The organism is Vibrio metschnikovii CIP 69.14 (assembly GCF_000176155.1).
Classification (GTDB): Bacteria; Pseudomonadota; Gammaproteobacteria; order Enterobacterales; family Vibrionaceae; genus Vibrio; species Vibrio metschnikovii.
The window spans coordinates 40,858-56,800 of the sequence record NZ_ACZO01000007.1 but is presented as its reverse complement, the minus strand read 5'-3'; the positions used below and the strand labels follow the sequence as shown (position 1 = coordinate 56,800).

Sequence of the window (15,943 nt, the reverse complement as noted above, 5' to 3'; positions counted from 1 at the left end):
GATTCCCTATAACTGGTTGATATCTAGCCAGAACTTTTTGTTCTCATATGGGGTGTCTGGATGCATATAAGGGTTATCGATCCGTAAGATGGTTCGTTGCCCTAGATTGGCTTTAGCAAGAGTGTCTTTGATAAGAGGATGATTGAAAAATAACGAATCAAAACTCCCATCATCGATAGCTGATATAAATCCTTGATATATTTGATTATATAAGGGTTGATTGTCTCTACTGACATAAAAATATAAAGCAAAGGGATAAATAAGCATCAAATCTTTTTCAACAGCCAAATTGAGTTGAGTATGTTGGGCGACCTCTTCCCAAGGCTCAAGAACACCGCGGGGAAAATAGTCGTACCGTCCTCCTTCTAGCATTGGAAAAAGATTGTTGTATTTGATCGTGGTGACGATGGGCAAATTCGCTTGTTTAATGACTTGTGTATCTCCCCAAAAAGTAGCTTGACCGGCTTTTAATGCTCTGAGTTGTGATAGATTTTTTATTTGTGAGAATTTAGCTTGATCTCCCGATCTAATAATAAAAAGTCGATGCCCCATAAGCCCTTTAAATATCGGTATTCGAATAGCAAGTAACTTTTCATCCCTTTCCGATGAAGCGCCGGCCCACATCACATCAATATTATTGGCTTGAATTTCCTCAGTGAGCCGTGTTTCATTATAATTTTGATCAATTTGATTAATGATTACGTCAGGAGAGCTTTTAGCTAACACTAATTGCAATATATTAAATGCCAGTTGTTCTTTTTCTCCTTCGACTTTATTTACCGTTATCGTTTGTGCCGCAGTGCAGTGAACATTGAAGAACACTGCAACGAGGATAAATATATTTTTTATTTTCATGATCTCTCCATTTAGTCGACCATTCCACGAGCTTTTGTTACTTGAAGTTGCTATAGCGACAACTTCAAGTGATTGAAATACAGCGAATAGACTTATCTTTCTCCATCCGCCCATACTTTTCGGTAGAGTTCTATCATTTCCTCAATCGTTGGAACTTTGGGATTATTTAGCGGTGAACCGGAATTGAATGCTTGCTGAGCCATTGTGGGGAGCAAGTCGAAAAACTTTTCTTTTTCAATGCCATAAGAGGAGGGGGAGGGAACGTTAAGGTGTTGATTCAACAGCCGTAGCTCCGCAACCAATTTTTGGCAGGCGACGGAATGATGATCAGAAAGCAGTGCCACTCCCATTGCTCGTGCACAGTCTGCATAACGTTCTTTTGCTGCAGGAATAGAATATTCCGTAATAACAGGCAATAACATGGCGTTGGATAACCCGTGCGGGACATGAAAAAAAGCCCCAATAGGTCGGCTCATGCCGTGAACTAAAGCGACAGAGGCATTAGAAAACGCAATACCGGCCAGTGTTGCGCCTAACATCATTGCTGAGCGTGCAAGTACGTTCTGTGGCTCATGATAAGCTTGACGGATATGGGTTCCGATCATTTCTATTGCTGAGAGAGCTTGAGCATCCGTAAAAGGGTTAGCCTTTTTACTAACATACGCCTCGATAGCATGAGTTAGGGCATCTAGTCCACAATCTGCGGTCACTCTGGGGGGTAACGACAACGTCAATTCAAAGTCGATTAATGCGGCCATTGGCATAAACCCAAGCCCCATACAGAGCATCTTTTCATCATTGGTGTCATCAGTAATCACCGTCACTCGTGTCACTTCTGAACCCGTTCCTGCGGTGGTTGGAATCGCAATAATCGGTAGCCCATTTTCAGCCACATCGTTTGGAAATCGGTAGTCACTGACTTGTCCACCCAATTTACCCACAATTGAGATTGCTTTTGCGCTATCAATTGGACTACCACCGCCAATTGCAATGATTGAATCAAAATGACTTTTTTGCACTAAATCCACACCGGCTTGAATAGAGCTAACCGTTGGCTCTGGCACAGTATCTGAGTAAACCGTACTTTCGATACCGTCACAGCGTAACCTTTGTTGTACTCGCTCGGCATAACCTAGCTTAACCATCATTTTATCTGTCACGATGAGAGGGGAATGAACATGGAGAGTTTTCATCACCTCCGCCACCTTCATGGACGCCCCTTTCCCTATATGCATGATTCTGGGTAATACGATACTTGTGCTCATGATTGATTCCTCAGTTTTTCAAAGTTGAAAAATAGTAACCAAATCATACTATCATTGAAAATTTTATTTCTTAAATAAATTAATTGAAAAATATATTCTAAACAGTCGCTGACCATAAAACTGGAAATGGAAAATCCTTATCTTACTAATAAGTAATTGTTTTTTATCTTTTATGTCGAGATTTTTAGTAAAATGTGAGCATTGTTACATAAATCAACCTTCCAAAATTATGAAATGAATGATTCAATTTGGGTTGGTTTTAAAAAGTTAAATTTTGCCAGTCACCAAATCTGGATAGCAAGGAGAAGTCTCTCGTGGAGCTTGGAATGGTTGGAATTATTCTGTCGTTAGTGATGCTAATGTACTTAGCCTATCGAGGTATGTCTGTGATATGGCTAGCCCCGATTCTTGCCTTATTCGCTGCAATTTTTTCGTCGGGAACCCCTTTGATGGCCAGTTATACTGAAGTTTTTATGTTGAGTGCTGCCCAGTACGTAAAGCTCTATTTTCCAGCTTTTTTATTGGGAGCCGTCTTTGGCAAAATTATGGATGTTTCTGGTGCAGCAAAAACGATTGCGCAGGTGATCACATCAAGGGTTGGAGCAAATAATGCCATTTTAGCGGTGGTGCTTGCCGTGTCGGTGTTGACGTATGGGGGCGTCTCCATGTTTGTGGTGGTGTTTGCGGTCTATCCTATTGCGGCGCAAATTTTTCGGGATAGTAATGTTCCCAAGCGGTTAATTCCAGGAACCATCGCTTTAGGATCGTTTACCTTTACGATGACAGCATTACCAGGCTCACCACAGATTCAAAATACGATTGCTATGCCATTTTTTGGTACGACGGCCTATGCCGCTCCCATGCTCGGTTTAATTGGCGCGAGCACGATGTTTGGATTAGGCATGTTGTGGCTGAAAAGAAGAGAAGCGGTTGCCCGTGCGAATGGTGAAGGCTATGGACATCACCTTGGTATCGACGTTGACGATAGTGAGGAACCAGACACTTTACCTTCTCCACGACGGGCATTTATCCCAATCGTTATTGTACTGATGCTTAATTTTTTGTTGGTCACGTTTTATTACCCCAATATTGAAGCCCATTACCTGTCTGATTACGGTTCAATGCTCCAAAAAGTGAAAGGGATGTGGAGCCTGATCATCGCGTTAACGACCGCGATTGTCGTCGCTCTGATTCTTTTTCGAAAACAGATTGCTCATGCACGAGAGGCGATTAATGACGGTGGAGAGAGTGCCATTATGCCCATTATGAATACGGCAGCTGCGGTGGGTTTTGGTAATGTGATCAAATCATTATCTTCATTTGATTCGATTAAAGAGATGATTTTGTCCATTCCAGGCTCCCCGCTACTGTCATTTGCCATATCCACCAGTTTACTTGCTGGAATTACCGGTTCTGCTTCTGGTGGGCTAAGCATTGCTTTGGATGCACTCGGTGATATTTATATTCAACAAGCGTCAAATTTAGGGATCAGCCTAGACGCGTTACATCGGATTGCTTCGATTGCCTGCGGCGGGTTGGACTCATTACCTCATAATGGCGCGGTCATTACATTACTTAGCATTTGTGGCATGACACATCGAGATTCTTATAAAGATATTTTTGTTTGTACATTAGCGATTCCCATTGTTGCTACGGGAGTGGTGCTGATATTTGCGACGTTTGGCGTGGTGTAATGAACGTTGAGTTCAAATAGGGAAAATGAACCGAATGAAGGGTTACTCGATTACAAATTTAGGAATGTACATTTCATTAACTCAATTATTCGACCACAGAGCATATCAAACTATCTGTTGGGATAACCCCCAATAACTAGGAGAAACAACACATGTTTAATGAAGAACAGCGATTCAAACATCCTATTCGTTGGGGTATGGTTGGAGGAGGTCGTGGCAGTCAAATCGGGTATTCCCACCGTAATGCAGCTATGCGAGATGGTCTGTTTACTTTAGTGGCAGGCGCTTTTGATTTAGACGCTCAACGTTGTCAAGATTTTGGAAAGAACATCGGTCTAGATCCTGAACGTTGTTACTCCTCTTATTCCGTATTATTTGAACAAGAAGCAAAGAGAGAAGATGGCATTCAAGCCGTATCGATTGCGACACCGAATGCAACACACTATGAAATTTGCAAAGCGGCACTACAAGCAGGATTGCATGTCGTGTGTGAAAAGCCCATTACCTTTACTAGCAAAGAGGCGGAAGAACTGAAGTCTATTGCAAAGACTAAAGATCGCGTGCTCGGTGTGATGTATGGTTATACCGGTTTTCCGATGGTTCATCAGGCGCGTGAAATGGTTGAAAGGGGAGACCTTGGTGAAATACGGGTGGTTACTATGAAGTTTGCGCACGGTTTTCATAATGTTGAACATGAAAAAGATAATCCCAGTTTGAAATGGCGAGTGAGTCCAGAAGTCTCTGGGCCAACGTATGTGATTGGAGATATTGGTACTCATGCATTTTATTTATGTGAAATGATCACAGGACTTAAAGTGAAACGTCTCTCTTGCATGCGTCAAAGTTTCATTCAATCACGTGCACCTTTAGAAGATAATGCGCATGTAATGATGGAGTTTGATGGTGGGGCGGTCGGCACACTTTGGGCTTCAGCGGTTAATTCAGGTTCGATGCATCAACAAAGAATTCGAATTGTCGGAGAAAAAGCCTCGATAGAGTGGTGGGATGAGCATCCAAATCAATTACGTTATGAAGTTCAGGGAGAACCAATTCGGATTTTAGACAGAGATATGGACTACTTATATAAAGATGTGGCAGGAGTGGCTGCTAATCGAATAGGGAGTGGGCATGCCGAAGGCTATTTTGAATCATGGTCAAATCTTTATCATCGCTTTGCTTTAGTGATGAATGCCATTGATTGTGATGATAAGCAAGCGGCCCAAGCCATCTGGTATCCTGGAATTGAGGCTGGAATCAGTGGCGTGAAATTCTGTGAAAAATGTGTGGAGTCAGCGGATAATAAATCTACATGGGTATACTTTGATTAATATAGGGTAAGTAATTCTATCAATTCGAATCTTCGGGCTTCGAACGATAACATTTTTTATTATTCTACTAAACAGTAGGGCTTGAAAGTCAGTAAGTTGTTTTAGGAGTTTTATATCCAAAATAGCTGACGGCAGTGGATTCTAGCTGCCGTCACTGCATATGCTATCATTATTGACATCATGTTATGCAATACAAAAATTCGGAACTTTATCCATATAATGACGAGCTACGCGATTGGTTAATTTAATCGTTAATTCATAAGGAATGGTACCAATATGCTTGGCTACCGTTTCTACCGGTAAGTTTTTTCCCCACATTTCTACGCTATCACCTACTTTATCCATCGCATCAGGCCCAAGATCTACGGTTATCATGTCCATGGATACTCGCCCAACAATTGGCACTTGGCGGCCATTAATAAATACTGGCGTACCTGCTGGGGCAGAGCGTGGATAACCATCACCATAGCCCATCGCGATAACGCCGATTTTCGTATCTCGTTTTGCATACCAAGTTTCACCATAGCCGACAGGTTGATTCGCGGTATGTTGACGAACAGCAATCAAACGTGTGGTGACGGTCATTACCGGCAGTAATTGGTGATCTATTCCCGAATGATAAAGGCTAGGGGAAATGCCGTACAAAGCTATCCCTGCTCTGGCGACATTGAACTGTGATTCTGGCCAAAATAAAATACCTGCCGAGTTAGCCAAACTTTTCGGGCCGGAATACGGAAACGCCGCTTGTGAAAAACACTCGATTTGTTTCAGTGTTGCAGGATGAGAAAGATCGTCGGCACAGCTAAAATGGCTCATAAAACCGAGTTGACCTTTAAGTTTTCCGCTTCGTTCAATGCGCTGCACATATTCTGTCACTTGTTCTGGCTGAACTCCAAGCCGATGCATTCCAGTATCAATTTTCAACCAAATACTGATAGGGTTAGCCAAGTTACTTTGTTCTAAATCTCGTAATTGCTCTTCACAGTGAATGACGGTTGCGAGTTTGAGGTCGGCGGCACGTTGTAAATCGTCAGCACAGAAACAGCCTTCCAGTAGCAGAACTGGTTGATCAATCCCATTAGCGATAAGCTCTTCTGCTTCTTCGACTCGTGCTACGGCAAACCAATCTGCCATTGGGAGTGCTTTTGCCAACTGGACGGCACCATGGCCATAGGCATCCCCTTTGATAACAGCAATCAGTTTTTGCTGTCCAGAGAGTGACTTTAAACGTAAATAGTTATGGCGAAGTGCGATTAAGTCTATTGAGGCCTGAGCGGTTTTCATACAACATCCTATGTACTCGAAATTCGTTTCTCTACATCAGAGATAACGGTCAACTTTTGGTTATTATGTAGCAAATTTGTATGGGTTGTTAGTGTTTTGTGGTTTCATTGACTGTGATCTTGCTAATAATGTTGTGTAAAATGTTGTTTGTTTTTACTTGGGAAGAACGCTGTACCTTTCTCAAGGTGATTTTCAATTAAAAATACTGGCTTTAAGATAAAAACAGAATGTTTGATTTTGGTTATATAAAGATAGCTAATCGGGGAATGGGTTTCTGAAAGGGGGGTAAGTAAACCATCTCTATCGTATAAGTTTTTGTTTTAAAAATAGTTAATACGTGCTGCAGTTCATACTTTGAGCCATCGTAATGGTCTATGTCTTGATTCCGCTTTCCCACTAATAAAACCATTGGTAGCATAAGGTTTTTGATGAGTAAACGATGTGGATACGATGATGACCGATGATCTTTTCTCTATTGTGACCAATCCAATCTTAAACCCGAAACAAAAAACGTTTGCCTTAGCGGCTCAAGCAGAAGCCAGCTTACCTTATGTCTCTCGCAGCCCAGAATTAATTGAGGCGATGGAGCAAGGCATTATTTGTGATATGTATGAGGGCCATGCACCGTTTAAACCTCGTTATGTCTTACCCGATTATCAACGCTTTCTAACTCAAGGTTCGCGCTATTTAGAATTAACCCCTGCAGAAGATTTTGATGATGCATTAATGAAATTAATGGTGTTGTATCATCATGTACCCTCAGTGACCAATATGCCGGTATTCTTGGGCTACCTTGATCAACTGTTGCTACCTTATTGCGATGATGTGACTGACGAGCATCTTTACCGTTCCTTAAAACGTTTTTGGATTCAATTAGATAGAACGCTTCCCGATGCCTTTATGCATGCGAATATTGGCCCAGAGGATAATCGTGTTTGTCGCATGGTGTTAAAAATCGATGCTGAATTACAACAAGTTGCTCCTAATTTAACACTCATGTACGACCCACAGCGCACGCCAAACAGCTTACTTCGTCAAGCAACGGATAATATTATCCACTGCAGTAAACCACATATAGCGAATTGGCCTTTACATCAAGCCTTCTTTATTGAGCAAAATGTGCAACCTAGTTTCGGCATTGTCAGTTGTTATAACGCCTTGCCTGTTCGTGGCGGTGCAAATACCTTGGTACGCTTGAATCTTAAAGCCGTTGCTGAACAAGCACAAAATATCGATACGTTCTTAAATCATACGCTGCCTTATTATTGCCACTTGATGTATGAGTTGATTGAGCAGCGTTGCCGTTTTTTACATCAACAATCCAACTTTTTTCAAGGCTTTTTAGTCACAGAAGTGCTGATTGAAGAAGCTCGCTTTGCGCCAATGTTTGGTGTTTATGGCATGGCCGAAGCGGTCAATCATTTATTATTGGGTAAGGCAGAATATGGGCGCGACCCTGCGGCTAACCAACTCGCATTAACGATCAGCCAAACTTTAAGTGACATTGTCACTACAACGCCAGTCACTTATGGCTTAGCCAATCGAGCTTTACTGCATTCGCAAGGTGGGCTATCCATTGATACGCAGACCACACCAGGAATTCGAATTCGTTATGGTCAAGAGCCAGATCCGGTTAGCCATTTATTAGCCTTAGCACCGCAGCACGCTTACTATCCTTCTGGAGTCAGTGAGATTTTAACTCTAGACGAAACCATTAAAGCCAATCCTCAGGCGTTAACCGATCTCTGCTTAGGCGCTTTCGCTCATGGAATGAGAGAGTTTACGGCTAATACTCACGGAAATGATTTAGTGAGAATTACTGGTTATATGGTGAAAAAATCGGACTTAGAAGCGTATTATCAACAAGGCTCTCGCACGAATACGACGGCACTCGGCGCTGAAGCGTGCACCGAAACAAAAGTCACTCAACGAGCACCAAGAGTGGTGAGTCATGAATTTATTGCAGGTGAGTAATGCAGACCACAGTGATTTCGGATAATGATGAGATAACGATCCAACGCTCAATAACGGGGCAAGTTGCTCGATTGCTGCCTTATTCTGTGGTCGATGGGCCCGGCAATCGCTTGGTGTTTTTTCTCCAAGGCTGTAATTATCGCTGCCCTGCTTGCCATAATCCACAAACGATTGCCCGCTGTAGTGAAGATTCTCAAGCGATGACTGTGTTTGACGCTGTTGAGCAGATCTGGCAGCGGCGACACTTCATTACCGGAATTACTCTCAGTGGTGGTGAGGCGAGTTTACAAATCGAATTTGTTCGCGAGCTATTCAAAGCGGTGAAAACCATACCCGAACTGTCATCATTGACTTGTTTACTCGATAGTAATGGCAGTCTTTCGCTCAAGCACTGGCAAAGCTTGTTGCCTTGGATGGACGGGGCAATGATCGATTTAAAAGCATGGCATGAAAGGTGTCATTATCAATTAACTGGGCATAGCAATGTGCCCGTTAAACGGTCGTTACACTTTCTGGCTGAACATGGCAAATTAAGCGAAGTGCGTTTATTACTCATACCTGAAAAAACGGACTACGACTTATATAGTGACCCATTAGCGCAATTTTTAAATCAGTTACAACAGTTACAGTCAGCAAAGGGCTCGGCTTTTCGACTCCGCATTAATGCTTTTGCCAATCATGGTGTTTCTGGCATTGCCAAGTCTTGGCCTGCGGCTACCGCAGAGCAAGTAAGCCATTTGATGACAAAGCTTACTGGCGATGCTTTACCGAATAATCTTGAGCTAAATATCAGTTGTGTAATGGATTAGTGGTGGTTATGATTTCGTCTGCAAATTAATATCTAACAATGTCAGTAGGCTTAATATCACAAAAGCTAGGTGCTAACAGGCCTAGCTTTTTCTTTTCTTGTTAACTTCACCCCTCCTACTTGAAGCTGCAGCGGTTTTGGTTATGTTCGTTCACCCCAATCATACAGTCTGCCTATGCTCATGGGGACAAACTCACTTTCCACCTGCCACTCCAAGTTGTTTGGGTATACCCCTTTTGATGTTGCTCTTTTACAAACGGTGTTTATTTTAAGTTCGTTACGAAATGTGAAATAGAGTAACCATGTTTTGCTTTGGCTATTTTTTTCTCTTTATTACGTATCATTTTTGCGTGAGTTAACAAAAAATCAACGCTATTTTTGAATAACATTATGTTTTTTCTTATCGTTTTATATAATTGTTTGGCTACTTTTTGTCGATGTAGTGTATTGTTTAATATGTACTTTTCAAATAACAACGGTTAATTATCGTCCATTTTGACAGCGCAATGGACTCTCTTCACGTAAAACAGGAATAATGATGTTATTTATCAAGGATTTTTATCATGCGCTTTTGCATGCGCTAAAAAATTTATTGCCGATTGTTGCTGTCGTGCTTTTCTTTCAGCTCGTGATATTACGCCAAGTTCCGGATGATGTATGGACAATGACGTTTGGTTTATTAGTCGTAGCGATTGGTGTCGCTCTCTTTCTACAAGGATTAGAGCTAAGTATCTTTCCTATCGGAAAAAGCTTAGCCAACCAATTTGCATGGCGTGGCTCGATTCCTATTCTGCTCAGTTTTGGGTTTGCTATCGGCTTTTCTGCCGTGGTCGCTGAACCAGCACTGATTGCGGTGGCTGAACAGGCGCAAACCATCAGTGAAGGACGAATTGATAGTCTTACCTTACGTTTATTAGTCGCAACGTCGGTTGGTTTTGTTATTGCATTAGGCGTTTTTCGTACCATCATGGGATATCCCTTACGTTGGTTTATGATTATCGGATACTTATTAGCGATTGCTATTACGTATTTTGCACCGGAGGAGATTATTGGGATTGCGTATGATTCGGGGGGAGTAACGACCAATATTGTAACGGTACCATTAATTACCGCGATTGGTGTTGGCTTAGCGAGCTCGATTCGTGGGCGAAATCCACTGATTGATGGTTTTGGCTTAGCTGCGATGGCTGCGATGGCACCAAGACTAACGGTTCAACTTTATGGTATCTACGTCTATTCTTTTGATACATCTCAAGTTTCTTCTTTTATTAGTACTCTACCCACAGATGAACATTTGATTTGGTATGTCCCCTTTATAGAGCTTCTAGGAACCGTGAGGGATGTATTACCTATAATGCTAACTATTTTATTTTTCCAATATTTAGTGTTAAGGAGGAGATTAAATAATCCGAGAAGCATTATTTTTGGTTTTGTTTTAGTGGTTATTGGTTTGCACATTTTTGTTTTAGGTTTAAAACTGGGGCTTTTTCCAATAGGCAATTCTATGGCAGAACAGCTGATTATGAGCGGTAATGTACTTTACGTATATCTATTTGCTTTTATGATCGGTTTTTCGGCGACAATGGCTGAACCTGCTTTAATTGCGGTTGGCAAGCAAGCTGAGGAGTGTGCTTCTGGTAAAGTAAATGGTTCATTGATTAGAATATTTGCCGCTTTAGGTTTAGCGATAGGTATCACTATCGGAGCTTATCGAGTTGTCAATGGTGCATCGCTTTATGAATTTATTGTTGGTGGTTATGCGCTAGTTATAATATTAACATTAATGACGCCAAAATATATTATTGCATTAGCGTATGATTTGGGAGGGGTAACGACATCTGACATGACCGTTCCTCTTATTACCGCTCTTGGTATTGGCTTAGCGACTCATATCGAAGGCCGAAACGTATTGATTGATGGTTTTGGTTTGATTGCCTTTGCCTCAATTTTTCCGATAGTTACAGTAATGATCTACGCCATTTTCACACAATGGTATTTTCAATTTTCAAAGGTGAAATCATGAAGTTTTCCGTATTAGTTGCCGTCGTACCCGAAGAATTCGAGCAAGAAGCGATTGATACCGCTCGTGAGCAAGGCGCAGGTGGTATTACCGTATTAGCAGGCCGAGGGATCAGTAATGAGACCAGAAAAACGTTTTTTGGCTTAACCTACGATGGTAGTCAATCCGTTTTACTCATGGTGTTAGAAAAATCTCTTTCTTTACAAGTCTTAAAGTCGTTACAAGCACTGTTACGTCCAAGTGAAGAAGATTCAAGAGGAATTGCTTTTACGATTGGATTAGAACATTTAGCAGGGATTGACCTCAATCAACTGGATAAATTTGAACAGCAGCTGTTCCAACAGCAGTTAAAAGATACATTATAAGGATAAACACCCTATGTTAGTAAAAGACGTTATGATTCGTGACGTTGTCACAATATCGCCGTTCGCTAAGTTACGTGAAGCCATGATGTTGATGAAAAAACATCATTTAAAATCTCTGGTCGTTGAACAGCAAAATGCCAATGATGCGTTTGGTTTAATCACTTATACCGACATTGTCAAAACAGTGATCGCGGAAGGTGGTGATATTGACTTGTTGAATGTCTATGACGTATGCGCCAAACCGGCGATATCCGTTGGTGAAAATCTGGCGTTAAAACATGTAGCGACGCTGATGACTCAACAACATATTAAACGTCTACTGGTTTTAAATGATAATCAACTGCTCGGGTTCGTATCGATGGATGATATTATGGATGCCTTACTGGCGCGCATCGATTAATATCATGACAGGCTCCAGCTTTGAGTACGGCTTAGGTGGACACCTAGGCCGTAGTATCTATGGTGTTAAGCGCCCTGTAATACGGCATAAAGCTGAATGTATTTACGTACGAGTTGTTGATTTTTAGAGCGTTTAAGAGGATGCCCATATTTAATATAACAAGGTGTCATGGTAAAAGTGGATTCTAAGGTTTGCAGCAGTTGTGATTCACTTTCATAGAGAGTGATGCCCTGTGCTTGATAGTCAGCCAGCTCATCAGGCAAGCGTCCTGTCCACCAATGCAACAACTCACGACTTTTTTGGCTGCGACTTATCCAATGATCGGTGAGCAAGAGTAATAGATCATTGGGTTGAATGGCATAAGCATATTCTTGTTTCCAAGCACAAATATCGCGCAATAATTTTGCGCGGCACGTTTTCCCCGCACTCACCATATGTTGCGTTAATATCCACACCGTCTCTACATCACTACTCACTCTAAAATGATAAGGAAGTTCATTGTTGGGCATAAAGTCTAACGGCATGTATTCACAGGTATGACCAAATTCAGTTAACGTGCGCGCTAGTCGCCGGGCAAAAGCTTGGCTGAGGTGATGTTGACTCATTCCTTGATTATGAATAGTAGGGTAGTGCTTTTCACATAGTTTTAGACAATCGGCTTGAAACTCATTGACACTTTGCGTCACTATATCCAACAGCAAGGCGATGTACTCCTTAGCAAAATTTATTTAAACGATCCCACTTTAATCGCTTCCTAAAATTCAAATCCCATTGCTCTCGAAAAAGTTAACCTTCACACATCCACCACCCAATAAATAATGGTGGATGGTCAATCAGTTGGCTTTGACTAAAAGAGCACCATCGCTAGTGACATGATGAAGCAATCGCGCTGATCTTGGCAACTGAAAGCAGTGTAGAGTGTGCTTTAGCATACATTTTTCTTTTCATTTTTCTGAGTCAAGCGAAAGCATATCAAGGCAATGTGTTTCATAATGTTACCATTTAAGTTGAAGTGCATATAAGCCAATTTCATTAACTCGTTGAAATTAAACAATGATTTGTTCTTCGGTGTCAGTCACACTGTGTGAAATATGGCATGAAAAAGTTTCTTCAAATAAATTGAACAACATCATCAATTGCCTTGTCTATCCAGAGCGGTACAAATGGTAAATACTCTGTTATCAAGATGTATCAACTCGGCACTTTTACAAAGAGAAATCCTATGAAGACCCAAGTGACACATTACAATCGACCGCTGCAAATTATTCATTGGCTATCCGCTATTGTCGTTATTGGTATGTTTGCAGCGGGTCTATGGATGGTCGATTTATCCTACTACAGCCAGTGGTATCACACGGTCCCGTATTGGCACAAATCGATAGGTATATTACTGGCAGGGTTAACCTTATTTCGTTTTATTTGGAAGTTGGTTACGCCGTCACCCTCCGTGGAAGGTAAACCACTTGAGCGTATCGCTGCCAACATTGTTCATAAGCTTATCTATGTGAATTTAGCCGTGATCTTTATTTCTGGTTACTTAATTTCTACCGCCGATGGACGAGGCATTTCGGTGTTCGATTGGTTCACTGTACCTAGCCTTGGTAGTTTGTTTCCAAGACAGACGGATATCTCTGGTGATGTTCATTTTTATGCCGCTTGGTTTCTGATCATCATGGTCTCGATTCATGCACTCGCGGCATTGAAACATCACTTTATCGATAAAGACAATACCTTACGTAAAATGACAGGAGCAAAAAAATGAAAAAGAGCTTACTTGGATTAGCGTTCGCTTTGGCATTACCTTTTAGTGCTAACGCTGCTGACTATGTAATTGATACTCAAGGAGCTCATGCTTCTATCAACTTTAAAGTAAACCATTTAGGTTTTAGTTATATTAAAGGTCGCTTTAATACCTTTAATGGTGAGTTTTCTTATGATCCTGAGAATATTGCAGCTTCAAAAGTTACGGTAAATGTTGATACACGCAGTCTCGATTCTAATCATGCAGAGCGAGATCGCCATATCCGCAGTGCAGATTTTATCAATGCCTCGCAATTTTCTACCGCGACATTTACCAGCACTCAGGTGGTGGATAAAGGCGATGGTAACTTAGCGATTACTGGTGATCTTACTCTGCATGGCCATACTAAACCAATTACTATCGATGCTCAGTTTATTGGTGCAGGTACGGATCCTTGGGGTGGACAGCGTGCCGGATTCATGGGTACGACTCGTCTAGAATTAAAAGACTTCGCGATTAAAGTGGTTGGCCCATCAAGTTACGTTGACATGGAACTGCATGTTGAAGGCATCAAGAAATAGTTAGTCGATGTCATTCTGTTCGATTGATTAAATAGAAAATTCCCTGAATTATCAGGGAATTTTTTTGCCTATCATTTATCGTGTGTATCGGCCGATAATGATGAGTCGCTGTTTAGGCTCTTGCTAACTCTTTTTCTGTTTTAACCGCCGTCACTCGTTCACCATAAATCGCACGTAGCTCGGCCAACACATGATTGCGATTCAGAACACCGACAAATTGCCCTTTGTCCAAAACTGGCAGCACATGGGGTTTACTGACTTTCATGCTTTTTGCCCGCTCTTCAACTGACAACGCATTAAATCGAGTGGCAATACCCATACTGGTCGTTGGGAAAAGTTGCTCTTTATCGATGCAAAAGAACTCCGCCACATCAACTAAACTATCACTCGCATTAATAGCAATGACATCACGAGTCATTAAATCAACAACTTTTTGTTCTGCATTCGGTAAATAGTCTTGGCACCATAGCTCGACCATCACATCGTGAGCTGAGAACATACCGATCAAACGACCTTGACGATCGACGACAGGGGCGGCGGTAAGATAATTATCCAGCAGAGTATCGATAGCGAAGGGTACAGGTGTCTCTGCACTGAGAGTAATGGCTTTTTTATCCATCATATCTTGAACGATAATTGCGTTTTTCATAGTAGTTTCCTTAACCGACTGAAGAGGGGTAGTTTTTGTTATTGTGCTCACATGAGCGGCTTTTAAATGTGGACGACGATAAATTGACCAATTTGCTAAACCAACCAGAACGGCACCGCCGACAATATTTCCTAAAGTGACAGGGATAAGATTGGCCGTAATAAAAGCAGAGATATTGAGGTCGGCGTACTGAGCGGGAGTGCTGCCGACCTGTATCCAGAAACTTTCCGGAGCAAAGGTATGAATCACAATACCAAGAGGGATCATGAACATATTGGCAACACAGTGCTCAAAGCCACTGGAGACAAACATCGCTACTGGCAATATTGTCATCGCGGCTTTAGTCATCGCATTGGCTGAACTAAAAGTTAACCAGATGGCTAAACACACCAAAAGGTTACAAAGCACCCCTAAGGCGAAAGCTTGAACGGCCGTATGGTGCAGTTTATGTTGAGCGATATTTAGCGCATTAAGCCCCCATTGACCGTTATCTAATTGATACAAGCCCGCAGCAGCGACCAACAAAAGTAGGAACATCGCACCAATAAAATTGCCCACGTATACTTTGCCCCAGATAGCGAGCATTTTGCTAAAGCTTATCTGTTTATTGGCCCATGAAATGCTTGATAGCACTGAGCTGGTGAATAACTCACCACCACAAATGACAATCAGTATTAGCCCCATACTAAAAGCAAGGCCACCAGCGAGACGACTCAATCCCCAGCCAGCACTCTCACTCCCTGTGGTCACGGTAATGTAAAACAAAAAAGCCAAACCAATAAATGCACCGGCCATTACCGCTAGACTTAGCGTCAGTCCACTGGTTTTTTGCGCTTTACTTAAAGCAAACTTTTCCGCTTCAGCCATCATTTCATAGGGTGAAAAATAGTGTTGATTTTCAGCGTTGGCTGTCGACATACGCGCTCTCCAGACTCACATTCATAATTACCTCCTGACAAATTAAACAACGCCGTATGGG

14 protein-coding genes and 1 pseudogene are annotated in these 15,943 nt (G+C 41.9%); 10 read left to right on the top strand and 5 right to left on the bottom strand.

What is annotated here, in order from left to right:
* Nucleotides 1-6 precede the first annotated feature (6 nt).
* Together VIB_RS12085 and VIB_RS12080 are read right to left on the bottom strand one after the other, a co-directional pair.
* Nucleotides 7-855 carry a type 2 periplasmic-binding domain-containing protein gene (locus tag VIB_RS12085; RefSeq protein WP_040905428.1) on the bottom strand — a complete coding sequence of 283 codons (849 nt, stop codon included), beginning with the start codon at nt 853-855 and terminating at the stop codon, nt 7-9.
* Nucleotides 856-947: 92 nt separating this feature from the next.
* A complete protein-coding gene (locus VIB_RS12080) occupies nt 948-2,120 on the bottom strand; it encodes an iron-containing alcohol dehydrogenase (protein ID WP_004396376.1) in 1,173 nt (390 codons plus the stop codon).
* Nucleotides 2,121-2,446: 326 nt separating this feature from the next.
* On the opposite strand from VIB_RS12080, the gene VIB_RS12075 reads away from it, so the two are divergent.
* Together VIB_RS12075 and VIB_RS12070 are read left to right on the top strand one after the other, a co-directional pair.
* The gene (locus tag VIB_RS12075) at nt 2,447-3,814 is read left to right on the top strand and encodes a GntP family permease (protein WP_224215228.1); all 1,368 of its coding nucleotides are present in this window, start codon (nt 2,447-2,449) and stop codon (nt 3,812-3,814) included.
* A 152-nt stretch (nt 3,815-3,966) separates the two neighbouring features.
* On the top strand, nt 3,967-5,142 hold the full coding sequence (locus VIB_RS12070; RefSeq protein ID WP_004396374.1) for a Gfo/Idh/MocA family protein: 1,176 nt from the start codon (nt 3,967-3,969) through the stop codon (nt 5,140-5,142).
* A 183-nt stretch (nt 5,143-5,325) separates the two neighbouring features.
* Here the strand turns inward: VIB_RS12070 and alr are convergent, their stop codons facing one another.
* Nucleotides 5,326-6,426: an alanine racemase gene (gene alr / locus VIB_RS12065; protein ID WP_004396373.1), complete on the bottom strand. Its 1,101-nt coding sequence runs from the start codon at nt 6,424-6,426 to the stop codon at nt 5,326-5,328.
* 450 nt (nt 6,427-6,876) lie between these two features.
* Here alr and VIB_RS12060 point away from each other — a divergent pair, with 450 nt between their 5' ends.
* The 6 genes and pseudogenes from VIB_RS12060 (at nt 6,877) to VIB_RS12040 (ending at nt 11,993) form a co-directional block, all read left to right on the top strand.
* On the top strand, nt 6,877-8,400 hold the full coding sequence (locus tag VIB_RS12060; RefSeq protein WP_115152582.1) for a YjjI family glycine radical enzyme: 1,524 nt from the start codon (nt 6,877-6,879) through the stop codon (nt 8,398-8,400).
* On the top strand, nt 8,400-9,209 hold the full coding sequence (locus VIB_RS12055; protein WP_004396367.1) for a 4Fe-4S cluster-binding domain-containing protein: 810 nt from the start codon (nt 8,400-8,402) through the stop codon (nt 9,207-9,209). Before VIB_RS12060 ends, VIB_RS12055 begins: the two co-directional genes overlap by 1 nt.
* 534 nt (nt 9,210-9,743) lie before the next feature.
* Nucleotides 9,744-10,427, top strand: a pseudogene (locus VIB_RS17935) (DUF1538 domain-containing protein); the annotation flags it as partial.
* Between the two features lie 75 nt (nt 10,428-10,502).
* Nucleotides 10,503-11,231, top strand: coding sequence for a DUF1538 domain-containing protein (locus tag VIB_RS17810; RefSeq protein WP_374058305.1), 729 nt, complete (start codon nt 10,503-10,505; stop codon nt 11,229-11,231).
* Complete coding sequence (locus tag VIB_RS12045) at nt 11,228-11,593, top strand: hypothetical protein (protein WP_004396364.1); 366 nt, start codon at nt 11,228-11,230, stop codon at nt 11,591-11,593. Before VIB_RS17810 ends, VIB_RS12045 begins: the two co-directional genes overlap by 4 nt.
* 13 nt (nt 11,594-11,606) lie before the next feature.
* On the top strand, nt 11,607-11,993 hold the full coding sequence (locus VIB_RS12040) for a CBS domain-containing protein (RefSeq protein WP_004396362.1): 387 nt from the start codon (nt 11,607-11,609) through the stop codon (nt 11,991-11,993).
* Between the two features lie 65 nt (nt 11,994-12,058).
* Here the strand turns inward: VIB_RS12040 and VIB_RS12035 are convergent, their stop codons facing one another.
* The gene (locus tag VIB_RS12035) at nt 12,059-12,694 is read right to left on the bottom strand and encodes a hypothetical protein (RefSeq protein WP_004396357.1); all 636 of its coding nucleotides are present in this window, start codon (nt 12,692-12,694) and stop codon (nt 12,059-12,061) included.
* A 521-nt stretch (nt 12,695-13,215) separates the two neighbouring features.
* Here VIB_RS12035 and VIB_RS12030 point away from each other — a divergent pair.
* Together VIB_RS12030 and VIB_RS12025 are read left to right on the top strand one after the other, a co-directional pair.
* Nucleotides 13,216-13,755, top strand: a complete 540-nt coding sequence (locus VIB_RS12030; protein WP_004396356.1) for a cytochrome b — start codon at nt 13,216-13,218, stop codon at nt 13,753-13,755.
* On the top strand, nt 13,752-14,315 hold the full coding sequence (locus VIB_RS12025; protein ID WP_004396355.1) for a YceI family protein: 564 nt from the start codon (nt 13,752-13,754) through the stop codon (nt 14,313-14,315). The genes VIB_RS12030 and VIB_RS12025 overlap by 4 nt, the downstream gene beginning before the upstream one ends.
* Nucleotides 14,316-14,427: 112 nt before the next feature.
* On the opposite strand, the gene focA is transcribed toward VIB_RS12025, so the two are convergent.
* On the bottom strand, nt 14,428-15,882 hold the full coding sequence (gene focA, locus VIB_RS12020; RefSeq protein ID WP_004396353.1) for a formate transporter FocA: 1,455 nt from the start codon (nt 15,880-15,882) through the stop codon (nt 14,428-14,430).
* Nucleotides 15,883-15,943: the final 61 nt, after the last annotated feature.